The organism is Pseudomonas sp. M5 (assembly GCF_016907075.1).
GTDB classification, from domain to species: domain Bacteria; phylum Pseudomonadota; class Gammaproteobacteria; order Pseudomonadales; family Pseudomonadaceae; genus Aquipseudomonas; species Aquipseudomonas putida_E.
In genome coordinates, this window is record NZ_JAFBBH010000001.1 from 2,242,897 (window position 1) to 2,267,184 (window position 24,288).

Here is a 24,288-nt window from a genome sequence, read left to right on the forward strand (position 1 = left end):
TGCCTTAGCGCCCCATCACTGCGCCGCCACCGCTTCGATCCGGTTCCCGGCCTTGGCCTTCTCAAGGCGAATCGCCACGAATTTCGACGTCGGCGTATAGGTGCCCTCGCCGTAACTTTCCAACGGCACCAGCGGGTTGGTTTCCGGGTAGTAGGCCGCTGCCTGCCCATCGGGAATGTCGTAGGGCACCAGGCGGAAGCCCGATACCCGGCGCTCCACACCGTCATCCCACAGTGACACCAGGTCTACGTGCTCACCCGGCTCGAAGCCCAGGCGGCGGATGTCCGCCTCGCTGACGAACACCACTTCTCGCAGGCCAAACACGCCCCGATAACGATCATCTAGCCCATAAAGCGTGGTGTTGTACTGGTCATGCGAGCGCATCGTCTGCAGGATCAGGTCAGGCTTGTCGCCACGGGCGAGCACCTGGGCATTGACCAGATGCTCTGGCAACGGGCTGGCACTGAAACGCGCCTTGCCGGTCGCCGTGCGCCAGCTGCGCTGGGCGGCACTGTTGCCCAAGTGGAAACCGCCTGGCTGCTGCAGGCGCTGGTTGAAGTTGGCAAAGCCGGGGATGACATCGGCGATCATGCTGCGAATACGGCCATAGTCGGCAACGGCGTATTCCCAATCGATGGGCTTGTTGCCCAGCGTGGCCTTGGCCATGCCGGCAATGATCCAGGGTTCCGACCGCATGTGCGGGGAACGCGGGCGCAGTTGGCCATGGGAGATATGCACCATGCTGAAGGTGTCTTCCACGGTCACGCCCTGCGGCCCGCCGGCTTGCAGGTCGATCTCGGTGCGCCCCAGGCAGGGCAGGATCAGCGCATCGCGGCCAGTGACCAGGTGCGAACGGTTGAGCTTGGTGGAGATTTGCACCGTCAGCGCACAGTTGCGCAGGGCCGCGTGGGTGCGGGGGGTGTCCGGCGTCGCCTGGGCGAAGTTGCCACCCAGCGCGATGAACACCTTGGCACGCTGTTGCTCCATGGCCTGGATCGCCAGCACCGCGTTGTGCCCATGGGCGCGAGGTACGCGGAACTGGAAGCGTTTTTCCAAGGCATCGAGCAACGCCGCCCTGGGTTTCTCGTCGATGCCCATGGTGCGGTCGCCTTGCACGTTGCTGTGGCCACGCACCGGCGACAGGCCCGCCCCGGGCTTGCCGACGTTGCCGCGCAACAGTTGCAGGTTGACAATCTCCTGCACGGTCGGCACCGAGTGACGGTGCTGGGTGATGCCCATCGCCCAGCACATGATCACCCGCTCGGCCTTGCGGTACATGCGCGCGGCCAGCTCGATCTCGGCCAGGGTCAGGCCGGACTGCTCGACGATATGGTCCCACGAGGTGGCATCCACTGCCGCCAGGTAGGCGTCCACACCGCTGGTGTGCGCGGCGATGAAGTCATGGTCCAATACCGCTGGTTCACCCTTGGCCTGGGCTTCGCGCTCCCACTGCAGCAGGTACTTGGCAATGCCGCGCATGGCCGCCATGTCGCCGCCCAGGGCTGGGCGGAAGTAGGCGGTGTTGGTCGGCTCGGAGCCGTTGCTGAGCATTTCGAACGGGTGCTGCGGGTGCTGGAAGCGCTCCAGGCCACGCTCTTTGAGCGGGTTGAAGCACACCACCTGGGCGCCGCGCTTGACCGCTTCACGCAGCGGTTCGAGCATGCGCGGGTGATTGGTGCCGGGGTTCTGGCCGATGACGAAGATCGCGTCGGCCAGTTCCAGGTCGTGAAACACCACGGTGCCCTTGCCTACGCCGAGGGTTTCCGACATGCCCACGCCACTGGCCTCATGGCACATGTTCGAACAGTCAGGGAAGTTGTTGGTGCCATAGGCGCGGACGAACAGCTGGTAGAGGAATGCCGCCTCGTTGCTGGCCCGGCCGGAGGTGTAGAACTCGGCCTCATCGGGCGAATCGAGCGCCTGCAAGTGCCGGGCAATCAGGGCAAAGGCCTCTTCCCAGGAGGTTTCGACGTAATGGTCGGTAGCCGCATCGTAGCGCATCGGGTGGGTCAGGCGGCCCTGGTATTCGAGCCAGTAGTCGGTCTGCTCGGCCAGCGCGCTGACGCTGTACCTGGCAAAAAACGCGGGGTCGACCGAACGGCCGGTGGCCTCCCAGTTGACCGCCTTGGCGCCGTTCTCGCAGAACTTGACCATGTCGCTTTCCGGCGACTCGCCCCAGGCGCAGCCGGGGCAGTCGAAACCGCCGTTCTGGTTGGTCTTGAGCATGGCCCGCAGGTTCTTGAAGGCGTTGTCACTGCCCAGCCAGCTCTTGGTCACGCTCTTGAGCGCGCCCCAGCCGGCGGCCGGCCCCTTGTAGTCCCTGATATGGTCGTCCTGGCTCATGCGGTCAATCCTCACGCGGGCATCGAAAAGTGCAGCGGATCGTGTCGTCCGGTGCTTGTTTTCCAGCCTATGGAGGCCGACAGGGGGCCGTCCAATCGAAATGTCTTACGGGGTGATAGGCCGTTTCGATGATGGGCTGGTGTTGGCAGCGTTCCCTCCGCGGGTAATCACGCAAACGCGACCATCCGATCAAGGCCTTGGAGTACTGGCCCTGCAGCCGTGATAGATGAGATTGATCAAGCAGTCGGGCAAAGCAATTTGACGGCGAACACCGCAGGTTATAGCGTGGAACCAGTACTCCTCCCCTGCCGAGCGCGAACGTGGAACAGAACAGCCGGGCCCTGATCGACGGCTTCAACCGGAAAATCGACTACCTGCGGATGTCGGTCACGGACCGCTGCGACTTCCGTTGCGTCTACTGCATGGCTGAAGACATGCAGTTCCTGCCGCGCCAGCAGATCCTCAGCCTTGAGGAATTGTTCCAGGTGGCTGAACGCTTCGTCGCCTTAGGCACTCGCAAGATTCGCCTCACCGGCGGCGAGCCGCTGGTCCGCCAGGGCATCGTCGACCTGTGCGGGCGCATTGCCGCCCTGCCCGGCCTGCGTGAACTGTGCATGACCAGCAACGGCTCGCAGCTCCACCGCCTGGCTCAGCCGCTGTTCGACGCCGGCCTGTCACGCCTGAACATCAGCCTCGACAGCCTCGATGCAGAACGTTTCAAGCAACTGACCCGCACCGGCGACCTGGCCCAGGTGATCGCCGGCATCGACGCGGCCCGCCGCGCGGGTTTTCAGCGCATCAAACTCAACTGCGTGGTGCTCAAGGGGCGCAACGACCATGAGCTGGTCGACCTGGTGCGCTTTGCCATCGACCGCGAACTGGACATCACTTTCATTGAAGAAATGCCGCTGGGCGTGATCAACGAGCATGAACGCGGCGAGTCGTTCTGCTCCAGCGACGAAGTGCGCGCGCGGTTGGCCGAGCAATTCACCCTGATCGAATCGACCGAGTCGTCCCAGGGCCCGGCGCGTTACTGGCGCCTGGCAGAAGCGGCGAGCACCCGTGTCGGGTTCATCTCGCCGCACAGCCACAACTTCTGCGCCACCTGCAACCGTGTGCGCCTGACCGTCGAAGGCCGGCTGCTGCTGTGCCTGGGCAATGAACATTCGATGGACCTCAAACAGGTGCTGCGTGCCCACCCGGGTGATGCCGAGCGGCTGGAAAAAGCCATCCGCGATTCACTGCACCTCAAGCCCTACCGCCATCATTTCGAGGTCGGTGGCGATGTGCAGATCCTGCGCTTCATGAACATGACCGGCGGCTGACCGGCCGTCTCTGGACTTCCATGATCGTTCACTCTCGCCCCGATGTGTTGCGCGTGCTGTTCACCCTCAAGGGTTCGATTGTCAAGCGCATTGCCTTGCGCTGCCTGATGGTCACCTTGCTCGCCGCCTTGATCGTGCTGGTCGAACGCCACTTCCCGGCGTTTTTCTACCCCGTCAGCGCCACCCCCTTCACGCTGCTTGGCCTGTCGCTGTCGATCTTCATGAGCTTTCGCAACAATGCCTGTTACGACCGTTGGTGGGAAGGGCGCAAGGCCTGGGGGAAGATGATCATCGAGACCCGCTCGTTCGTACGTGAGAGCGTGGTGATCGCCGATGAAAAGCTGCGCGCCGAGGTGCTGCGCAGCCTGTGCGGCTTTGCCCATGCGCTCAATGCCCGGTTGCGCAACGAGGATGAGGGGGCCGCCGCCCGGCCGTGGCTGGCCAACCCCGCTGCGATCCGCCCGCACAATGTCTGCGACGGTATTTTGCAGGAGGTTGGCGCCCGCTGCTCACGCCTGGCCGAGCAGCAGCAAATCAGCGACTGGCGCTACAGCCTGTTGGAACAACGCCTGGTCGGGCTGTCAGAGGTACAGGCCACCTGCGAGCGGATCAAGGGCACACCGCTGCCCTTTCCCTATACCCTACTGCTGCACCGGACCATCTACATCTTCTGCCTGTTGCTGCCGTTCGCGCTGGCCGAGCCGCTGGGCTGGCTGGCACCGCTGTTTACCACCATTGTGGGGTACACCTTCTTTGGGCTGGATGCGATCGGCAATGAACTGGAAGACCCGTTCGGGCGAGACGAGAACGACCTGCCGACCGATGCCATGGTGCGCACGGTCGAGCGGGATGTGCTGGGGGCCTTGGGCGTGGAGCCGCTGCCACCGGCGCTGCAGCCGGTGGAGCATGTGTTGAGCTGACTGGCCCTATCGCCGGCAAGCTGGCGATAGGGCCGGAACTGATCAACCGCGTGTGTCGCAGGGCGCGATGGGCTTAAGGTGCTTCACAAAATTACAAGGCTGGTGCCGCGCATCCAGCTGCTCCACCAGGATGCCTTCCCACGCCGTGCGGCAGGCACCGGTAGAACCTGGCAGGCAGCACACCAGAGTGCCATTGGCCATGCCGGCCAACGCCCGGCTCTGCACGGTCGAGGTACCGACATCAAGAATGGACAACGCCCGGAACAGCTCGCCGAAACCGTCGATACGCCGATCGAACAGGCACTCCACCGCTTCCGGTGTGCTGTCCCGCCCGGTGAAACCGGTGCCGCCGGTGATCAGCACCACCTGCACCTGCTCATCGGCAATCCAGGTGGCCACCTGGGCGCGGATCTTGTACAGGTCGTCCTTGAGCAGCGCACGCGCCACCAGGCGATGGCCAATCTGCACCGGGCGGCTGGCGAGCAGCTCACCCGAAGTGTCGTTGTCGTAGGTGCGGGTGTCGCTGACCGTCAGTACGGCGATATTGAGCGGTACGAAGACCGCGTCGGATTGAACGCGCACAGTGAAGCTCCTTGTATGGCATGGTCGTTACGCTAGAGACATGACCAGAGCGCGTCCAATCGATATGCCGTACCGCCCGATCAATGACATCTATCGCTGACTTGGTTAAGGTCAGCACAACCAGACCCCAGGCACTCCCATGGACATCAAGCAGCTCAAGTTCCTCATCGCCCTCGACCAGACCCGCCACTTCGGCCAGGCTGCGGCGCTGTGCCATATCACCCAGCCGACCCTGTCCATGCGCCTGCGCAACCTGGAAGACGAACTGGAACTGGTGCTGGTCAAACGCGGCCAGCGCTTCGAGGGCTTCACCGAAGCCGGCGAGCGCATCCTGGCCTGGGCCCGCACCCTGCTCGCCGCCCATGATGGCCTGCAGGCCGAGGCAGCCAGCTGCCGCGGCCAAGTGGTTGGTAGCTTGCGCCTGGGCACCGTGCCGCTGGCCAGCTTCAACCCCATGCAGCTGCTGCTGCCGCTGCGCGAAAAATACCCCGAGCTGCAGTTTCAGCTCAGCTCGCACAGCACCGAGCAGATCATGGATGGCCTGAGCCGCAACCAGCTCGACCTGGGGATCTGCTATCTGGACCAGGTCAACGCCAACTTCTTCGAGGTGATCGAACTGGGCACCACCACCATGGGCCTGCTGCACGATACCCGGCACTTCCAGTTCGAAGCCGACACCCTGCGTTGGGAGGAACTGGGCGAAATCCCTCTGGGCTTGCTGAGCAAGGGGATGCACTACCGTCAGTCGCTCGACCTGAGCTTTCGCAGCCGCAGCCTGGAACCCAATGCCGTGCTGGAAAGCGACTCGAGCTTCCAGTTGGTTCAAGCCATCAACACCGGCGTGTGCTGCGCAATCATGCCGCTCGATTGCGGGTTGGAAGACCTGAGCGAGCACATGCGCATCATCCCGATCACCGACGCCAGCATCCACAGCCCCGTCGGCCTGCTGCTGCGCCGCAGCGAGCCGCGCTCGGCGATTGCCGAACAGTGTTTTGACGAGGCCCGCACACTGTTTCAGCCCTCCTGAGCGGCAGTCGCCTGACGGTACTGGCGCGGTGTAAAACCCGTAAGTTGCTTGAACTGCCGGCTGAAAGCACTGTGGTCGGTGTAACCGCACTGCAACGCCACTTCGGTGATCGGCAAGTCGCTGTGCAGCAGCCGATGGGCATGTTCCAGCCGCGCCTTGTGAATCATTTGCCGAGGTGTGAGGTGGAATACCCGCTTGCAGTAGCGCTCCAGTTGCGCGACGGAAATGCCGGCAATGCGGGTCAGTTCACCCAGGCTGATCGGTTGATGAAAGTGCCGCCGAATATGCTCGTCCACCGCGGCCAGGCGCTGGTAGGCGGGGTGCGTGTCTGCCGCTGACTGCAGGTCGACCGAAATGCCTACCAGCCCGATGATCTGGCCAGCACTGTCGTGCAGCGGGCGCTTGTGCGTCAGGCACCAGCCCGGTTCACGGCTGCCGTACAGGTGCAGCTCGAGCTGGTCTTCCAGCACCAGCCCATCCTTGAGCACACGACGGTCCTGCTCGGTATAACCGGGGCCCAGTTGCGCCGGGAAGACTTCGGCGCTGGTCTTGCCCAACAGTGGTTGCAGGCGCTTGAGGCCGCAGCGCTGAACCAGGGTGTTGTTGGCCAGCACATAGCGGGCATCCGGATCCTTGATGAAGATCGCGGCGTTGGGGATGGCATCGAGGATCGGCAACAGCAGGGATACCCCGGCGAGCAGTGCCTGAAGGCTGGCGGGGCGCTGCTGGTCCAAGTTCTGGTACAGGGCTGCCAGGGTGGCGTCGGCCATCAGTCAATTCTCTAGTGTCTGCACCGGCGCCATCGCCGGCAAAACTCTCAAACCCTTGTACAGCAGGGCCTCCAGCCTATCCAGCCTGGCGACCGGCGCGCCAGTCTTTTCTGCAATTGTGCCGATTTCGTCATCTGCCCTGCAGAAAACCATCAAGAACCGTGGCCCCGTTCGGTCCACTCTAGTTCCCACGCAAGCCGCCCAAGACCTACAAGAGCGCGGCCCCAAAAGCCGCACCTGGTGACATCAGACCTGCCTATCCAAAACCTACAAAAAGGCGACCCCATGTCAGGCAAATTCAAGAAACAGCTGTCATTGCTGGACCTCACCTTCATCGGCCTCGGCGCCATCTTCGGCTCCGGCTGGCTGTTCGCCGCCAGCCACGTTTCGGCCATTGCCGGGCCGGCCGGCATCCTCTCCTGGTTTCTCGGCGGCTTCGCCGTACTGCTACTGGGCATCGTTTACTGCGAGCTCGGCGCCGCGCTGCCACGCGCAGGGGGTGTGGTGCGCTACCCGGTGTACTCGCACGGCCCGCTGCTCGGCTACCTGATGGGTTTCATCACCCTGATCGCCTTCTCCAGCCTGATCGCCATCGAAGTGGTCGCATCACGCCAGTACGCCGCGGCCTGGTTCCCTGGCCTGACCAAGGCCGGCTCCAGCGACCCCACCGTGCTCGGCTGGTTGGTGCAGTTTGCGCTGCTGGGGCTGTTCTTCCTACTCAACTACCGCAGCGTCAAGACCTTCGCCAAGGCCAACAACCTGGTCAGCGTGTTCAAGTTCATCGTGCCGCTGCTGGTGATCGGTGTGCTGTTCACCTTCTTCAAGCCAGAGAACTTCGAGGTCCAGGGCTTCGCCCCCTTCGGCATGTCCGGTGTGGAAATGGCCGTCTCGGCTGGCGGCATCATCTTCGCTTACCTGGGCCTGACACCAATCATCTCGGTGGCAAGCGAGGTCAAGAACCCACAGCGCACCATACCCATCGCGCTGATCCTCTCCGTGCTGCTGTCCACCGCGATCTATGCCCTGCTGCAACTGGCCTTCCTTGGCAGCGTGCCAACCGAAATGCTGACCAACGGCTGGGCTTCGGTGACCAAGGAACTGGCCCTGCCCTACCGTGACATCGCCTTGGCCCTGGGCGTAGGCTGGCTGGCCTACCTGGTGGTGGCCGATGCGGTGATCTCCCCCAGCGGCTGCGGCAACATCTACATGAACGCCACCCCGCGGGTGATCTATGGCTGGGCCCAGACCGGCACCTTCTTCAAGTATTTCACCCGCATCGACGAGCAATCGGGCATCCCACGCCCGGCGCTGTGGCTGACCTTCGGCCTGTCAGTGTTCTGGACCCTGCCCTTTCCGTCCTGGGAAGCGCTGATCAACGTGGTGTCTGCAGCCCTGGTGCTGAGCTATGCCGTAGCGCCGGTCACCGTCGCTGCCCTGCGCCGCAATGCGCCAGATATGCCACGCCCGTTCCGGGTCAAGGGCATGGGCGTGCTGGGCCCGCTGTCGTTCATCATCGCCGCGCTGATCGTCTACTGGTCCGGCTGGAACACCGTGTCGTGGCTACTGGCCCTGCAGATCGTGATGTTCGTGCTGTACCTGCTGTGCGGCCGCTTCGTGCCGACCCAGCACCTGTCGCTGGCCCAGCAGGTGCGCTCCAGCGCCTGGCTGATCGGCTTTTACGCGGTGACCATCCTGCTTTCCTGGCTGGGCAGTTTCGGCGGCCTGGGCGTGATCGGCCACCCGTTCGATACCGTGGTCGTCGCGGCCTGCGCGCTGGGCATCTACTACTGGGGTGCTGCCACCGGCGTGCCGGCCCACCTGGTGCGCCTGGAAGGCGAAGACGAAAGCGAAACAAGCCACGAGGCCCAGGCCGCCGCTCGCCCGGCTGCACTGGCCTCCTGAAGGCTACTGGCCCTGTCGCCGGCACAACCAGCACAAAAGCAGGCTCACTAGAGAATGGACATGCCCATGAAACACGTTCACGTCATCGACTCGCACACCGGCGGCGAACCGACCCGCCTGGTAATGAATGGCTTCCCGCAACTCAATGGGCGCAGCATGGCCGAGCAGCGCGATGAGTTGCGCGAGCTGCACGACCACTGGCGCCGCGCCTGCCTGCTGGAGCCACGCGGCAACGATGTGCTGGTCGGTGCGCTGTACTGCGCACCGGTGTCGGAAGACGCCACTTGTGGGGTGATCTTTTTCAACAATGCCGGGTACCTGAACATGTGTGGCCACGGCACCATCGGGCTGGTCGCCTCGCTACGGCACCTGGGGCTGATCCAGCCGGGCGTGCACAAAATCGACACGCCGGTCGGCCAGGTCAGCGCCACCCTGCACGAGGACGGCGCGGTCACCGTCGGCAACGTGCCGTCCTATCGCTACCGCCGGCAGGTATCGGTGGACGTGCCAGGCCATGGCGTGGTGCACGGCGACATCGCCTGGGGCGGCAACTGGTTCTTCCTGGTTTCAGAGCACGGCCAGCGCATCGAGCTGGACAACCGCGAAGCTCTCACCGCGTTCACCTGGGCAATGCTCAAGGCCCTGGAGGCCCAAGGCATCACCGGCGAGCACGGCGCCCCCATCGACCATATCGAGCTGTTTGCCGCCGACCCTGATGCCGACAGCCGCAACTTCGTCATGTGCCCCGGCAAGGCCTATGACCGCTCGCCTTGCGGCACCGGCACCAGCGCCAAGCTGGCCTGCCTGGCCGCCGACGGCAAGCTCGCCGAAGGCCAGACCTGGGTCCAGGCCAGCATTACCGGCAGCCAGTTCCACGGCCGCTACGAGCGCGAAGGTGAGCATATTCGCCCGTTCATCACCGGCCGCGCCTACATGACCGCCGACAGTACCCTGCTGATCGACGAACAAGACCCTTTCGCCTGGGGCATCTGACTGCCCAGGCCATTTTCTTCGCAACCCAGACTGAATACTGCAAGGAGTGATACCCATGAGCGACAATATTTTCACCGGCTGCATGCCTGCCCTGATGACACCCTGCACCGCCGAGCGCAAGCCAGACTTCGACGCCCTTGTGCGCAAAGGGCGCGAGCTGATCGAGGCCGGCATGAGCGCCGTGGTCTACTGCGGCTCGATGGGCGACTGGCCACTGCTGACCGAAACCGAGCGCCAGGAGGGCGTGGCGCGCCTGGTTGCCGCCGGCATCCCGACCATCGTCGGCACCGGCGCGGTGAACACCCGTGAAGCCGTGGCCCATGCAGCCCATGCCGCCAAGGTCGGCGCCGCCGGCCTGATGGTCATCCCCCGCGTGCTGTCGCGTGGCGCCTCTCTGATCGCCCAAAAGCACCACTTCGCCGCGATCCTGCAAGCGGCGCCGAAGCTGCCTGCAGTGATCTACAACAGCCCCTACTACGGCTTTGCCACCCGTGCCGACCTGTTCTTCGAACTGCGCCGCGACTACCCGAACCTGATCGGTTTCAAGGAGTTCGGTGGTGGTGCCGACCTGCGCTACGCCGCCGAGCACATCACCTCCAAAGACGACGATGTGACCCTGATGGTCGGCGTGGATACCCAGGTAGTCCATGGTTTCGTCAACTGCAACGCCACCGGCGCCATTACCGGCATCGGCAATGCCCTGCCGCGTGAAGTGCTGCAACTGGTGAGCCTGAGCAAGCAAGCGGCCAAGGGTGACGCCAGGGCCCGCCGCCTGGCACGCGAGCTGGAGTCGGCATTGGCGGTGCTGTCGTCGTTCGATGAGGGCTGCGACCTGGTGCTGTATTACAAACACCTGATGGTGCTCAACGGCGACCGCGAATACAGCCTGCACTTCAACGAAACCGATGCGCTCACCGACGCCCAGCGCAACTACGCCGAACAGCAGTACGCGCTGTTCCGCACGTGGTATGCCAGCTGGTCGGCCGAGCAGAACCTGGCCTGAACCCTGGGGCTGCTTGGCAGCCCCGATCCAGAACCCGACTATGAAGGAGGCTCCATGCCCCTGACAGGCAAACTGCTGATCGGCCAACGCCCCGTACCCGGCAGCCGCGAAGCGATCCGCGCCATCGACCCGGCTACCAACCAGCCCCTGGAACCCGCCTATGCCGGCGGTACCGGGGAACACGTGGCCCACGCCTGCGAACTGGCCTGGGCTGCGTTCGACGCCTACCGCGAAACCTCACTGGAGCAACGCGCAATCTTTCTCGAAACCATCGCCCAGCAGATAGAAGCGCTGGGCGATGCCTTGATCGGCCGTGCCGTGGCCGAAAGTGGCCTGCCCAAGGCACGTATCCTGGGCGAACGGGGCCGTACCTGTGGCCAACTGCGCACCTTCGCCCGCGTGGTGCGCAGTGGTGAATGGCTGGATGTGCGCGTCGATGCCGCCCAACCACAGCGTCAGCCCCTGCCGCGCGCCGACCTGCGCCAGCGCCAGGTGGCCTTGGGGCCGGTAGCGGTGTTTGGCGCCAGCAACTTCCCGCTGGCCTTCTCGGTGGCCGGTGGCGACACCGCCTCGGCCCTGGCCGCCGGCTGCCCGGTGGTGGTCAAGGCACACGGCGCGCACCCGGGCACCAGTGAGCTGGTCGGCCAGGCCGTCGCTCGCGCCGTGCAGCTGTGCGGCCTGCCAGAGGGCGTCTTCTCGCTGCTGTATGGTGCTGGGCGTGAAGTGGGCATCGCCCTGGTCAGCGACCCGCGGATCAAGGCCGTTGGCTTCACCGGTTCGCGCAGCGGCGGTTTGGCCCTGTGCCACGCGGCTCAGGCGCGCCCGGAACCGATCCCGGTGTATGCCGAGATGAGCTCGATCAACCCGGTGTTCCTGTTCGACGCAGCCTTGCAGGCGCGTGGTGAGGTACTGGCCCAAGGTTTCGTTGCCTCGTTGACCCAGGGCGCCGGGCAGTTCTGCACCAACCCCGGCCTGATAGTCGCCCGCCAAGGCCCGGCACTGCAGCGTTTTGTCGCCGCCGCCAGCGAGCAAGTACGCCATGCAGCGGCGCAGACCATGCTGACCCCGGGCATTTTCAATGCCTACGCAGCGGGTGTGGGCGCCCTGACCGAAAACAGCAATGCCAAGGTCGCGGCCTGCGGCCAACCCCCGCAAGGCCCGAACCAGTGCCAGGCTCAGCTGTTCGTCACCCAGGCCAGCGCGTTTCTCGCCGACCCGGGCTTGCAGGCCGAGGTGTTTGGCGCCGCTTCGTTGGTGGTGGCCTGCGACAGCGATGAACAAGTCCGCCAGGTGGCCGAGCACTTGGAAGGCCAACTGACCGCGACCCTGCACCTGGACGATGCCGACCTCGACAGCGCCCGCAGCCTGCTGCCGACCCTCGAACGCAAGGCCGGGCGCCTGCTGGTCAATGGCTGGCCGACCGGGGTTGAGGTGTGCGATGCGATGGTCCACGGCGGGCCGTTCCCGGCAACGTCCGATGCGCGCAGCACCTCGGTGGGCACGGCTGCGATCCTGCGTTTTCTGCGGCCGGTGTGCTATCAGGACTTCCCCGATGCCTTGCTGCCGCAGGCGCTGAAGCACGCAAACCCGCTGCAGGTGCGGCGCTTGCTCGACGGCAAGCGGGAACACTGAATCATGGCCCACGCCCCCTCCCAGACCGATATCGCTGTGGTCGGCGCCGGCATTGTCGGTGTCGCCTGCGCCCTGCAACTGGCCCGCCAGGGCCGCCGCGTGCTGCTGATCGACCGCCAACCGCCGGGCCACGGCGCCTCCTACGGCAATGCCGGACACCTGGCTACCGAGCAGGTGTTCCCGATTGCCGACCTGTCGATCCTCAAGCGCCTGCCGCGCATGCTGCTGGACCCGATGGGGCCCCTGCGGCTGGACTGGAAGTACCTGCCCAAGGCGTTGCCCTGGTTCACCCGGCTGCTGCTCAACCTGCGCCCGGAGCCGTTCCAGCGCAGCGTGGCCGGCATCCGTGCACTGAACGAAGGCAGCCTGGGCGCCTGGCAGCGTTTGCTCGGCTCCATCGGGCGCAGCGAGCTGTTCAAGGAGGACGGCTCGTTGCTGGTGTTCGAGCGCGCCGAGTCGCGCCCGGCACTGGAAGCGTTGCAGGCACGCATGCAACAGCAGGCGGTGCCGGCTGAATTCTGGTCGGCCGACACGGTGCGCGCCGCTGCGCCAGAGTTGACCTCGTCGATCTTGGGCGGCTTGTTTTTCCCCCGTACCGGGCATTTCATCGACCCTTACCGCGTGGTAATCGAGTTGTTCGAAGCCGCCAAGGCCAGTGGCGTGCGCTTCGTCCAGGCGCAGGTCGATGGCGGACAACTGAATGGCAATGGCGTGCAGCTCAACACCGGCCAAGGTACGTTCCATGCGCGCCAGGTGCTAATCAGTTGCGGCGCGCACTCAGCGCAACTGACCACGGCTCTGACCGGCAAACGAGTCCCTCTGGACACCGAGCGTGGCTATCACCTGATGCTGCCTGGCGAGCAGCAGCGCTTGCCATTCGCCGTCACCTCGCTGGAGCGCAAGTTCATCATGACGCCAATGGCCGAGGGCTTGCGCCTGGCTGGCACGGTGGAGTTCGCCGGTCTCGATGCACCGCCGAGCATGCAGCGGGCGTGGCAGTTGCACCGGTTGAGCAAGGGTTTGTTCCAGCGTGAACTGAATGCCGAAGGGGCGACGCCGTGGATGGGCTTGCGGCCTTCGCTGCCGGACTCGCTGCCGGTGATCGACCGGGTGTGTGATGGGCGCGTGCTGCTAGCGTTTGGGCATCAGCACCTGGGGTTGACCCAGGCGGCGGTGACAGCGGAATGGGTGGCGGGGTTGGCTGAACGGGAGCTTCGTGCCGAGTTGAAGGGTTACCGGTTGGATCGGTTTTGAGCCGGGGCCGCTGTGCGGCCCAATCGCCGGCAAGCCGGCTCCTACAGAATTGCACAATGCCAGATAGCAGTGATGCCTGTGCAGGAGCCGGCTTGCCGGCGATTGGGCTGCACAGCAGCCCCTCCAGGAATCAGCGATAACGCTCAAGCCAGTGCGCGTAAGGCGCAGGCAAAGTCCACGAGGCTTTATCGACGCCCAGTTCCTTGGCCGCAAAATACGCCCAGTGCGGGTCAGCCAGGTGCGCACGCCCCACCGACACCAGGTCGAGCTGATTGGCTTTCAACGCCCCTTCCGCCAACTGCGGGGTACCGAAGCCCCACGCCGAAGTCACTGGCAAACCTGCCTCACGACGCACACGCTCAGCGATCGGCCCCATGAAGGCAGGGCCCCATGGAATGTTGGTGTCCGGGATGGTGAAGCCGACGCTGACACTGAGCAGGTCCAGGCCACCCGCCTTGAACAGGCGGGCCAACTCGATGGACTCTTCCAGCGTCTGCTCATCACGGCCGTCGTATTCCAGCACGCCAAAGCGGACGGTCAGCGGCAGGTTTTCCGGCCACACCTCGCGCACGGCTGCCAGGGTTTCCAGCAGGAAGCGGCTGCGGTTCTCGAAGCTGCCACCGTAGGCATCGGTGCGCTGGTTGGAGTGCTCGGAGAAGAAGCTCTGCCCCAGGTAGCCGTGAGCGAAGTGCAGTTCGATCCATTCAAAGCCCGCATCACGCGCTCGACGTGCGGCATCGACGAAGTCCTGCTTGACCCGGGCAATGTCGTCCAGGGTCATTTCACGCGGCACTTTCGGCAAGTGGGCGCCGAAGGCGATGGCCGACGGGGCGATGGTGTCCCAGCCTCGCGCGTCATCCGCGGCGATATGGTCATCACCTTCCCACGGGCGGTTGGCACTGGCCTTGCGCCCCGCGTGGGCGATCTGGATGCCCGGCACCGAGCCTGCAGCCTTGATCGCCTGCACCACCGGCACAAAGGCCTGGGCATGGGCATCGCTCCAGATACCGGCGCAACCGGGGGTGATACGCCCTTGCGGCGCCACCGCAGTGGCTTCGACCACCAGCAGGCCGGCGCCACCACGGGCCAGGCCGGCGTAATGCACCTGGTGCCAATCGTTGATCATGCCGTCCTCGGCCATGTACTGGCACATCGGCGGAATGGCGATGCGGTTGCGCAAGGTGACGTCTTTGAGGGTATAGGGTTCGAACAGTGCGGACATGGAGAACTCCGGGTTCATCTGAATACGATAGTTCGATCATAATCGAACTATGGCAATTAATGAAACCCCCGTTATCATGACGCCCATGCGAGCCTACAAACATCCCACCCCTGAAGACCTGATCCTCGAGCGCCTGCTGTATGCGCTGAGCGACCCTGTACGCATGGAAATCGTGCGCCACCTGGCAGGCGTGGCGGAAGCCAGCTGCGGCGAGCTGGACGGCGGCCGGCCGAAGTCCAGCATGTCCCATCATTTTCGCGTGTTGCGCGATGCGGGGCTGGTGCAAACGCGCAATGTGGGCACTACCCATATGAACTCACTGCGCAGCGAAATGCTCGATGCACGCTTCCCCGGTTTGCTGGAGTGCATTTTGCGTCAGCGGTGAGCCAGAGTTGGCTGTGGGGGCCGGAACAAGCAAAAAAAAACCACGAGGTCACCCCCGTGGCTTTCGATCACAACGCTGACGCTTACAGCGCCATGTCGTTCTCTGGCTTGCTCTCAACCGGCTGGCTAGCACCCGTGCTGGTACCGACGCTCTGGTCAATGACCGGCGGCTTCTCCAGCTGCAGGACTTCAGCGGTGTAGTTCCACTCTTTCTGCGTGGCCGCTGCCGAATCGTTGAGCTTGGTGCCGTAGCTCGGCACGATCTCTTTGATCTTGGCTTGCCATTGCGGGGTGGCGACCTTGTCCTTGAACACGGTTTCCAGGACGTTCAGCATGATCGGCGCGGCGGTCGAGGCGCCTGGCGATGCGCCCAGCAGGCCGGCGATGGTGCGGTCTTGCGAGGCCACCACTTCGGTACCCAGCTTCAGCACGCCGCCCTTGTCTGCGTCACGCTTGATGATCTGCACGCGCTGACCGGCCTGCCACAGCTTCCAGTCTTCCTTCTTGGCGTTCGGGAAGTAGGTGCGCAGCGCTTCGAAGCGGTCGTCGTCCGACAGCATCAGCTGGCCAGCGAGGTACTCGACCAGCGGGTACTGCTCGATGCCGACCTTGGTCATTGGCCACACGTTGTGCATGGTGGTGCTGCTGAGCAGGTCCAGGTACGAACCGTTCTTCAGGAACTTGGTCGAGAAGGTGGCGAATGGCCCGAACAGGATCACGCGCTTGCCGTCCAGCACACGGGTGTCCAGGTGCGGTACCGACATGGGTGGCGCGCCGGTCGAGGCGATGCCATAGGCCTTGGCCATGTGCTGCATGGCGATGGTCGGGTTCTCTGTCACCAGGAACGAACCGCCGACCGGGAAGCCTGCGTATTCCTTGGCTTCAGGAATGCCCGACTTCTGCAGCAGCTTCAACGCGCCGCCGCCGGCACCGATGAACAGGAACTTGGCGTCGGTGGCCGACTCGGTACCGTCCTTCAGGTTCTTGTACTCGACGTGCCAGGAGCCGTCCTCGTTGCGGGTGATGTCCTGGACTTCGCTGGACAGCTTCAGGGTGAAGTTGTCCTGGGTCTTCAGGTGGCCGACGAACTGGCGGGTGATTTCACCGAAGTTCACGTCGGTGCCCAGTGGCGTCCAGGTCACCGCCAGCTTCTGGTTCGGGTCGCGGCCTTCCATCATCAGCGGGACCCACTTGGCGATCTGCGCGTGGTCCTCGGAGTACTGCATCGAGCGGAACAGCGGGCTTGCCTGCAGCGCGTCATAACGCTTCTTGAGGAACTTGATGTTGTCATCGCCCCACACGAAGCTCATGTGCGGGGTGGTGTTGATGAACGAATGCGGATTCTTCAGCACGCCCTGACGGACCTGCCACGACCAGAACTGGCGGGAGATCTGGAAGGCTTCGTTGATTTCGATGGCCTTGGTGATGTTGACGTTGCCGTCTTTGTCTTCCGGGGTGTAGTTCAGCTCAGCCAGCGCGGAGTGGCCGGTGCCGGCGTTGTTCCAGCCGTTGGAGCTTTCTTCGGCGACGCCATCCAGGCGCTCGACCATCTCCATCGACCAGCTTGGCTCCAGCTCGTGCAGCCACACGGCCAGGGTGGAGCTCATGATGCCGCCGCCGACCAGCAGCACATCGACTTTCTTGGTTTCTGCGGCGTGCGCTTGCATGAAGCTCGCAGCGACAGCCAGACCCAGCAAGGTCTTGCCAGCTTTCTTGAACATTGATCAATTCCAGTCTGTAGAACGGAGGACGGGCCTGTGGCTGGCCCAGGTGCTTCGTGTTCTTGTGCGCAGGCTTTTTGTGATCATTGTTCAGCGGCTTAAAGAACCAGAAAACGACCCAGGCTTTTGTCGTATTGACCGACAGGGCTGAATCGTTTCGCTGATTGTATCTGAAATGCCAGCACAAACAAATTGCGGGCGTACAAGCAAGGCGGCAGGTTGTCCCAGCGGCAGGTTGTCACGCCAGACAAACAAAAGCCCCCAGCCATATGCATGACTGGGGGCTTTGGATCAGGTCACAGGTGACGCGATCAGGGTATCGCCAAGCTTACTGCGGCTGAGGCAGCTTATCGATCGGGCCGCAGCCACCGATGACCTTGGAGATGGAAACCGATGGGTGGAACAGGTAGTCGTACGAGCAGTTTTTCTGCTGGTTGTAAACTTGGCCAGTGCAACCGGACAGCAGGGCAACGCCCGAAACGACAGCAACGGCTACGGTGGCCTTGAACAGCTTTTTCATTACTTCAGTCCTTTAAATAATCATCGGCCATCATTCTGATGGCGGCCGGATGATACAGAACCGGAGTATTGGATCCAAGTCGCATTCGAAGATAGGCCGCCATCCAATCCAGCAGCGGGTTTCGGTAGTGCTTTGAAATAAGACACCACCGCAGACCAACTTACGCTGCAGGCTGCCTCGACAAGATCACGCCTGCAGCGGTTGATGTTGAGTGCATCCGTTACATATCAAATGCCGAAGGCAGCACGATCATGTCCCGAATCGTCACGTTACGCGGGCGCGTGAGCATGTACATGACCGCATCGGCTATGTCGGATGGTTCGATCAGGCTACCGTTCGCCTTGGCCTTTTTAAGGTTTTCTTCCGGCCAATCGGCCAGCAGTGCACTGCTGACCGGGCCAGGCGACACGGCGCCGACACGGATACCGTGAGCCTTGACCTGGCGGCGCACCGTCTGCACGAAGCAGTTGACCGCCCACTTGGAGGCCGAGTACACCGGCTCCCAGGGAACCGGAAAATGCCCGGCCACCGAGCCTGTCACCAGAATGTCGCCCGTCCCCCTCTCTATCATGTGCGGCAACACATCGTGCACATTCTTGATCACGGCATTGACGTTGAGGTTCAGCATGCGGTCGATGGCCGCCACATCCGCATCAACCAGATCACCGCCCACGTAGCAACCGGCGTTGGCATACAGAATGTCGAGCTGGCCGGCCTTCGCCAGCACACCCGGCAGCAGCGTTGCACAGCGCTCAGGCACCAGCAGGTCGATCACCAACGGCATGGCCGCCTCCCCCAGGCGTTCACACGCGCTGGCCAAGGCGGCTTCATCCCGGTCGATCATGACCACCCTGGCACCCGCTGCCACCATCGCCTCGGCCGATGCCAGGCCTATTCCCGACGCAGCGCCTGTGACCGCTGCCACTTTACCTTCGAGTTGCGTTGCCATTCGCCACCTCCCTGGCCCCCTGACGAACAAAGGGCACTTTGATTATTTTTATGTAGACGTTTACATACCACTCGAATCGCTTGCGGGCTCAATCTGACGCCAGCTCAGCGCCAAATGTCAACGTCTACATTTTTAACCAGATATGTACCCGCCAGTGGTTGGCAGGTCAGAGCAGTAGCTGCCCTTCAATGACTTGGTCGCGCAGCGGTTGCGAAGGATCGTCGATCTGGCCAAGCAACAGGTTGATCGCGCCTACACCCAACTCGACGCTGCTATGGCTGATGCAAGGGATGGGCTGGCCATAGATCTCGGCATAGTGCACCTGGTCGATGCTGAACAGCGCTATGTCATTGCGGCTCAAGCCAACCTCGCGCATGGCCTGCAGCGCGCCCAAGGTCATGAGCGCATTGAGGCCAAAGATGACATCGGGCCACTTGCCACTTTGCAGGTAACTACGCACCACATCACGTGCCGGCGCCTGGGTGTAGTCCCCATGCACGACCTCCAGCACGGTAGGCTCTGGCCACTGCTCCAATGCGCGTCGAATGCCTGCCAGCCGCGCCAGGGAAATCTTCGAGCGTTGCGGCCCGGCGACGACCAGCAGCCGGCGCCGCCCCTGTGCCAACAACGCGCGCGCGCCCTGATAGCCGCTCTGCTCGTTGTCCAGGTAGACGCCGGCAAACGGCGCACCTGTGAGCTGGCGGTCGATCTGGACGACCGGGATGGCGGCCATCTCCAGCTTGGCCAGATAGCTCGGCTGGTATTGGTCGTCGTCGCTGATCACCGAGAGGATCACCCCGGCAACCTGATAGCTGAGCAGCGTATCGATCGCCCGCGCCTCCAGCTCTGGCGAGCCATCGGTATCGAACAGCATCAAGGTGTAGTCGCGCTTCTTCGCCTCGCGCGTTATCGCCTTGATGATCTCGCCGTAGAACGGGTTTTCCAGGCTTGCCGTGACCAGGCCCAACAGCCGGCTCTCGCGATTCTTGAGGTTGCGGGCAAAGGCATTGGGCACGTAGTTGAGCTCTTTGGCCACCTTGAGGATGAGCTCCAGCGTCTGTTTCTTGACCTTCTCTGGCTGGTTGAGCGCCCGCGACACCGTGACGGTAGTCATGTTCACGCGTTTGGCGATGTCGGTGATGGTGGCTTTGCCTGGTCTGGTCATGAACCCTCGATGGTGGCTGGCTGCGGGCGCCGTGATTTTCAGCGATTGTACGCCAGGCCACAACCGTGCATGCGTATTGTGGTGACAATCGTGTTGTGCTAGCGTCCCGAAATGTTGACGTTAACATTTGCAACCATGGATTGATCAGCCGCGACTTGAAACTGCCGTCGGATAAAATCGCCAAAAAAATGTTCACGTCTACATAAACCACCACGCCAATAATAAAAGGGACAACAATGGACTACGTGATTGGTGTCGACATCGGCACGCAAAGTACCAAGGCTCTCTTGATGTCAACCGAGGGTGGAATGCTGGCCCAGGCCTGCGTCAGCTACCAGGTCGAGCAACCTCGACCGTTGTGGGCGCAGCAATGGCCGCAGGTGTGGCTGGACGCTGTCTACGAAACTGTCGCGACCAGCATCCGCCGCAGCCAAGTACCAGCCGCCCAGATCAAAGCCATCTGCATCAGCAGCCTCTACGGGGGCTCGGGCATCCCGGTGGACGCCGACATCAACCCCCTTCACCCCTGCCTCATCTGGATGGACCGCCGGGCCATCGCCGAGGCCGAATGGGTGCGCGAAAATGTGGATGTGGAACAGTTGCAGCGCATAACGGGCAACGGTGTCGACAGCTACTACGGCTATACCAAGATGCTGTGGATCAAGCGCAACCAGCCAGAGGTCTGGGCCAAGGCGCGCTACCTGCTGCCGCCCAACAGCTTTGTGCAGTACCACCTGACCGGCGAGCTGGCCGTGGACCACAGTTCAGCGGGCAATATCGGCGGCATCTACGACCTCGCAACGCGTGGCTGGTCGCCTCTGATGCTCGATGCCCTGGGCATCGACGCCCACCTGATGCCGCAACGCCTGGTTGCGCCCGGGCAGGTCATTGGCAGCCTGCTACCGGCTGCGGCGCAGCGGCTAGGGCTACAGCCAGGCACCAAGGTAGTTGCCGGCGGAGTCGATGCAGCGATGGCCACACTGGCCGCAGGGGTCATTGCGCCAGGCAACCATGTCGCGATGCTGGGCACCAGCATGTGCTGGGGCTTCATCAAGCAGCGCAGCGCTGCCTGCAAAGGGCTGATCAACATGCCTTACGTCTACGATGCTGGCGCCAACACCTACAGTTTCGGCGGCGCCATTACCGCCGGTGCCGCAATCAGCTGGTTCCGTGAGCAGTTCTGTGCACAGGAAAAGCAGGCCGCTGCCCTGTCGCCTGGCGCCGAGGTGCACCAACTGATGGAGCAGGACGCTGCCAAGACGCCCGCCGGTGCAGAAGGCCTGTTGTTCCTGCCCTACCTGATGGGCGAGCGCAGCCCCATCTGGGATGCCAAGGCATCGGGGGCCTATATAGGGCTGTCGCTGTTCCACCACAAGGCTCATCTGTACCGCGCAGTACTGGAGGGGCTGGCGTTTGCCTTGCGTCACAACATGCAAATGGGCAACCAGGCAGGGCTGCAGCTTGATCCGCACTTGATCGTGGTAGGGGGTGGCACGGCGTCGAACCTGTGGATGCAGATCATCGCCGATATCACCGGCCATGCCGTGTTCACCATCGAGCAGCAGGTCGAAGCGCCGCTGGGTGGCGCCATGCTCGCGGCACTGGCAATCGGCGCCATCGAGGACGTCGAAGCTATCCGCAACTGGCGCACCCTGCGCCGACGGGCCGACCCCAACCCCGCGAACAAAGCCCTGTATGACCAGATGTTCGTTCATTACTGCGCGGCCTACCACGCCCTGAAACCCATCATGCATGGGCTGGCAGACCAGGCCACGCCCCTGCCCGAGCCATCGCACCCCGCACAGCCCATGGCCGTCTGACATCAACCACCAAAGGGTTCCAGCATGCCAACTTTGCTCAGCCAGTTGGAGCAGTACAGCACAGTGGTCGCCGACACCGGCGACCTTCAGGCCGTTCGCCGCTTCACCCCTCATGATGCAACCACCAACCCCTCACTGGTGCTCAAGGCCGTGGTGTCGGGCCACTACGACACACTGCTCAATGACCTCTGCGCCCTGACGAAAGCTGCCGGCCTGCCGCATGCGCAGGCAATCGATCAACTGTCCGACCAACTGATCGTTGCTTTGGGCTGCGACCTGTTGCAGCACGTGCCCGGCAGGGTATCGAGCGAGGTCGATGCGCGGCTGTCCTTCGATAAGCAGGCAAGCCTGGCCAAGGCCAGGCGCCTGGTCGCACTGTACGAGGCGGCGGGCGTTCCACGTGAGCGCTTCCTCATCAAGCTCGCCGCCACCTGGGAGGGCATTCGCGCGGCCAGCGAACTGGAGCGTGAGGGCATCCAGTGCAACTTGACGTTGATCTTCAACCTCGCCCAGGCACTCGCCTGCGCCGAAGCCGGCGCATTCCTGATCTCGCCTTTTGTTGGCCGGGTGCTGGACTGGCATCGCCGCGCTTATCCGGACAAGGAGTACGCGCCGGCGTCGGAGCCTGGGGTTCAATTGGTGGCGGCCAGCTACCGCTTCATGCGACGCCACGGTTACGCGACTTCGGTGATGGGGGCTAGCTTTCGCAACGTCGGTGAAATCGTTGCTTTGGCAGGTTGCGATCGGCTGACGATCAGCCCCGCACTGCTGGAGGAGTTGGCAGTGACCGAGGGCAGCCTGCAGGCCGCGCTCGCCGCCCCCGCCGACCATCAGGCGCCGCCACCGCCACTGAGCGAGGCCGAGTTTCGCTGGCAGATGAACGAGGACGCAATGGCAACCGCGCAGCTGGCCGAAGGGATTCGAGGGTTTGCGGCGGACCAGAGCAAACTGGAGGCGCTTATCGCACAACGCTTGTGGGCTTGAGCACGCCCCATCGGGAGGGGAAACGCATAACGATAAGGCCTCTGACAGCTCATCGCTTTCAGGGGCTTTATTGCATCCGTGCCTGGGAAGAATATTCACGCCTGGTGCGTCTAAGGTCCTACAGATTTAACTCCGATTTTTCCCATTCCCTGTAGTCCATTTCCGAATTATATTGCCGGCGCTGCCAACCCATTGCGAGTGCTCGGATTGCGGCCTAGTCTCGGTTCGTCGTTGACACCTCAGCGACCGGCTTTGACAGGCTGACCGATTCAAGGGTCCTTTGCAGCGCTTCATGGCAGCTGTACATGGGGCACCTTCGTGTGCGCCGGGTTCCTTGGGTCACCGGTCTGTCAACCCGTGTATAGCTGCCTCCATTCGTTTGACAGCGTTTAAAGGTAGCTCCACCTGACTCAAGGAGCATTCATGCGCAAGATAGTCCCCGATCCACCGTCCCCCCTCGATCCCTCGTACATGCTGCAGGACACCCTGGTCCAGACCTCGGAATACGTGATCTGCGCCTTGTCCGTAGCCCGCCAGTCCGTGCGACTGACACCGACCTCGCACAACTCGATCGTGATGAGGGCGGTCATCCATGAAATGGAAGTTGCGCATGCGCTGCTGGAATCAGCGCTGATGCAGTTACACAGGCAAGCGGATTCGCCCACGGAGCCACAGACCGTGCACTAGGGCCGAGCTACGAAAAATCCGGGAGTGCCGCAAAGGTCGGCCTGGCGCTCTGATCCGATCCGGCAGGCCCCGTCGCTAGCGGCGAAAGGGCCCGGCCATGCGCACGGCGATGCTTTGAGGTTTAACTCGGGCACAACGAAAAAGCCCCTGAAAACTTATCGTTTTCAGGGGCTTTTTCTACCACATGTATGGCGGAGAGATAGGGATTTGAACCCTAGGTACTGTTGCCAGTACAACGGATTTCGAATCCGTCCCGTTCGACCACTCCGGCATCTCTCCAATGCCGCGCATCATACCAGCGAATTCTGAAAACGCAAACCTTTATTTTCAAAAAAACCGCGTGGTATCAGGCGCTTGCGTGAATGCGCCGCTTATAGCGGCACGCCCAGGCGCTTGGCAACTTCTTCGTAGGCTTCGATCACATCGCCCAGGCCCTGGCGGAAGCGGTCCTTGTCCATCTTCTTGCGGGTTTCTTTGTCCCACAGGCGGCAGCCGTCCGGGCTGAACTCGTCACCCAGGACGATCTGGCCGTGGAATACACCGAACTCCAGCTTGAAGTCGACCAGCAGCAGGCCGGCGTCATCGAACAGCTTGTTCAGCACTTCGTTGACCTTCAGCGACAGCTTCTTCATCTCTGCCAGCTGCTCGGCGGTGCCCCAGCCGAAAGCGACAACGTGGGATTCGTTGATGAACGGGTCGCCCTTCTCGTCGTTCTTCAGGAACAGTTCGAAGGTGGACGGCTCGAGCTTGATGCCCTCTTCCACGCCCAGGCGCTTGACCAGGCTGCCGGCGGCATAGTTACGCACTACGCACTCGACCGGGATCATGTCCAGCTTCTTGACCAGGCACTCGTTGTCGCCCAGCAGCTTGTCGAACTGGGTCGGCACGCCGGCTTCTTCGAGCTTCTGCATGATGAAGGCATTGAACTTGTTGTTCACCATGCCTTTGCGGTCCAGTTGTTCGATGCGCTTGCCGTCGAACGCCGAGGTGTCGTTGCGGAACAGCAGGATCAAGCGGTCGGCGTCGTCGGTCTTGTAAACCGATTTGGCCTTGCCGCGGTAGAGTTCTTCGCGTTTTTCCATGAT

At 62.9% G+C, this 24,288-nt stretch carries 21 protein-coding genes and 1 tRNA gene; 12 read left to right on the top strand and 10 right to left on the bottom strand.

The features are described 5' to 3' along the window. Positions 1-15 precede the first annotated feature (15 nt). Positions 16-2,343: an FdhF/YdeP family oxidoreductase gene (locus tag JOE27_RS10190; protein ID WP_204918662.1), complete on the bottom strand. Its 2,328-nt coding sequence runs from the start codon at positions 2,341-2,343 to the stop codon at positions 16-18. Between the two features lie 320 nt (positions 2,344-2,663). Between JOE27_RS10190 and moaA the strand changes: the two genes are divergently transcribed. Together moaA and JOE27_RS10200 are read left to right on the top strand one after the other, a co-directional pair. Next, complete coding sequence (gene moaA, locus JOE27_RS10195; protein WP_204918665.1) at positions 2,664-3,668, top strand: GTP 3',8-cyclase MoaA; 1,005 nt, start codon at positions 2,664-2,666, stop codon at positions 3,666-3,668. 20 nt (positions 3,669-3,688) lie between these two features. Further along, positions 3,689-4,588: a bestrophin family protein gene (locus JOE27_RS10200; RefSeq protein ID WP_196996884.1), complete on the top strand. Its 900-nt coding sequence runs from the start codon at positions 3,689-3,691 to the stop codon at positions 4,586-4,588. 42 nt (positions 4,589-4,630) lie between these two features. Here the strand turns inward: JOE27_RS10200 and moaB are convergent, their stop codons facing one another. Next, positions 4,631-5,170 carry a molybdenum cofactor biosynthesis protein B gene (gene moaB, locus JOE27_RS10205; RefSeq protein ID WP_046788010.1) on the bottom strand — a complete coding sequence of 180 codons (540 nt, stop codon included), beginning with the start codon at positions 5,168-5,170 and terminating at the stop codon, positions 4,631-4,633. A gap of 139 nt (positions 5,171-5,309) precedes the next feature. Between moaB and JOE27_RS10210 the strand changes: the two genes are divergently transcribed. After that, complete coding sequence (locus JOE27_RS10210; protein ID WP_115274081.1) at positions 5,310-6,197, top strand: LysR family transcriptional regulator; 888 nt, start codon at positions 5,310-5,312, stop codon at positions 6,195-6,197. On the opposite strand, the gene JOE27_RS10215 is transcribed toward JOE27_RS10210, so the two are convergent. After that, positions 6,185-6,967: an AraC family transcriptional regulator gene (locus JOE27_RS10215; RefSeq protein WP_115274080.1), complete on the bottom strand. Its 783-nt coding sequence runs from the start codon at positions 6,965-6,967 to the stop codon at positions 6,185-6,187. The genes JOE27_RS10210 and JOE27_RS10215 overlap by 13 nt on opposite strands. A gap of 285 nt (positions 6,968-7,252) precedes the next feature. Between JOE27_RS10215 and JOE27_RS10220 the strand changes: the two genes are divergently transcribed. The 5 genes from JOE27_RS10220 (at position 7,253) to JOE27_RS10240 (ending at position 13,751) form a co-directional block, all read left to right on the top strand. Continuing rightward, a complete protein-coding gene (locus tag JOE27_RS10220; protein WP_115274079.1) occupies positions 7,253-8,869 on the top strand; it encodes an APC family permease in 1,617 nt (538 codons plus the stop codon). Between the two features lie 66 nt (positions 8,870-8,935). Then, the gene (locus JOE27_RS10225) at positions 8,936-9,862 is read left to right on the top strand and encodes a 4-hydroxyproline epimerase (RefSeq protein WP_046788006.1); all 927 of its coding nucleotides are present in this window, start codon (positions 8,936-8,938) and stop codon (positions 9,860-9,862) included. A gap of 55 nt (positions 9,863-9,917) precedes the next feature. Continuing rightward, the gene (locus JOE27_RS10230; RefSeq protein WP_115274078.1) at positions 9,918-10,865 is read left to right on the top strand and encodes a dihydrodipicolinate synthase family protein; all 948 of its coding nucleotides are present in this window, start codon (positions 9,918-9,920) and stop codon (positions 10,863-10,865) included. A gap of 54 nt (positions 10,866-10,919) precedes the next feature. After that, complete coding sequence (locus JOE27_RS10235; protein ID WP_119687628.1) at positions 10,920-12,497, top strand: aldehyde dehydrogenase (NADP(+)); 1,578 nt, start codon at positions 10,920-10,922, stop codon at positions 12,495-12,497. Positions 12,498-12,500: 3 nt separating this feature from the next. After that, positions 12,501-13,751 (top strand): FAD-dependent oxidoreductase, encoded by a 1,251-nt coding sequence (locus JOE27_RS10240; RefSeq protein WP_119687629.1) that lies wholly within the window; start codon positions 12,501-12,503, stop codon positions 13,749-13,751. A 130-nt stretch (positions 13,752-13,881) separates the two neighbouring features. Here the strand turns inward: JOE27_RS10240 and xenA are convergent, their stop codons facing one another. Next, on the bottom strand, positions 13,882-14,973 hold the full coding sequence (gene xenA, locus JOE27_RS10245) for a xenobiotic reductase XenA (protein WP_204918667.1): 1,092 nt from the start codon (positions 14,971-14,973) through the stop codon (positions 13,882-13,884). A 49-nt stretch (positions 14,974-15,022) separates the two neighbouring features. On the opposite strand from xenA, the gene JOE27_RS10250 reads away from it, so the two are divergent. Beyond that, entirely contained in the window at positions 15,023-15,358 is a 336-nt protein-coding gene (locus tag JOE27_RS10250; RefSeq protein ID WP_012315737.1) for a helix-turn-helix domain-containing protein, read from the top strand. A gap of 82 nt (positions 15,359-15,440) precedes the next feature. On the opposite strand, the gene mqo is transcribed toward JOE27_RS10250, so the two are convergent. From mqo to JOE27_RS10270, 4 genes are all read right to left on the bottom strand, one after another. Next, on the bottom strand, positions 15,441-17,078 hold the full coding sequence (mqo, locus tag JOE27_RS10255) for a malate dehydrogenase (quinone) (RefSeq protein WP_046788001.1): 1,638 nt from the start codon (positions 17,076-17,078) through the stop codon (positions 15,441-15,443). A 328-nt stretch (positions 17,079-17,406) separates the two neighbouring features. Then, entirely contained in the window at positions 17,407-17,598 is a 192-nt protein-coding gene (locus tag JOE27_RS10260; RefSeq protein ID WP_008097338.1) for a DUF4223 family protein, read from the bottom strand. A 220-nt stretch (positions 17,599-17,818) separates the two neighbouring features. Continuing rightward, on the bottom strand, positions 17,819-18,547 hold the full coding sequence (locus JOE27_RS10265; RefSeq protein WP_204918670.1) for an SDR family oxidoreductase: 729 nt from the start codon (positions 18,545-18,547) through the stop codon (positions 17,819-17,821). A 166-nt stretch (positions 18,548-18,713) separates the two neighbouring features. After that, entirely contained in the window at positions 18,714-19,712 is a 999-nt protein-coding gene (locus JOE27_RS10270) for a LacI family DNA-binding transcriptional regulator (RefSeq protein ID WP_046787999.1), read from the bottom strand. Between the two features lie 236 nt (positions 19,713-19,948). Between JOE27_RS10270 and JOE27_RS10275 the strand changes: the two genes are divergently transcribed. The 3 genes from JOE27_RS10275 (at position 19,949) to JOE27_RS10285 (ending at position 23,203) form a co-directional block, all read left to right on the top strand. After that, entirely contained in the window at positions 19,949-21,532 is a 1,584-nt protein-coding gene (locus JOE27_RS10275) for an FGGY-family carbohydrate kinase (RefSeq protein ID WP_204918672.1), read from the top strand. A 24-nt stretch (positions 21,533-21,556) separates the two neighbouring features. Then, on the top strand, positions 21,557-22,516 hold the full coding sequence (gene tal / locus JOE27_RS10280; RefSeq protein WP_204918674.1) for a transaldolase: 960 nt from the start codon (positions 21,557-21,559) through the stop codon (positions 22,514-22,516). A 423-nt stretch (positions 22,517-22,939) separates the two neighbouring features. Beyond that, positions 22,940-23,203 (top strand): hypothetical protein, encoded by a 264-nt coding sequence (locus tag JOE27_RS10285; RefSeq protein ID WP_115274073.1) that lies wholly within the window; start codon positions 22,940-22,942, stop codon positions 23,201-23,203. 189 nt (positions 23,204-23,392) lie between these two features. Here JOE27_RS10285 and JOE27_RS10290 read toward each other — a convergent pair. Both JOE27_RS10290 and purC read right to left on the bottom strand, forming a co-directional pair. Then, positions 23,393-23,482, bottom strand: a tRNA-Ser gene (locus JOE27_RS10290). Positions 23,483-23,574: 92 nt separating this feature from the next. Next, positions 23,575-24,285: a phosphoribosylaminoimidazolesuccinocarboxamide synthase gene (gene purC, locus JOE27_RS10295; RefSeq protein ID WP_012315794.1), complete on the bottom strand. Its 711-nt coding sequence runs from the start codon at positions 24,283-24,285 to the stop codon at positions 23,575-23,577. Positions 24,286-24,288: the final 3 nt, after the last annotated feature.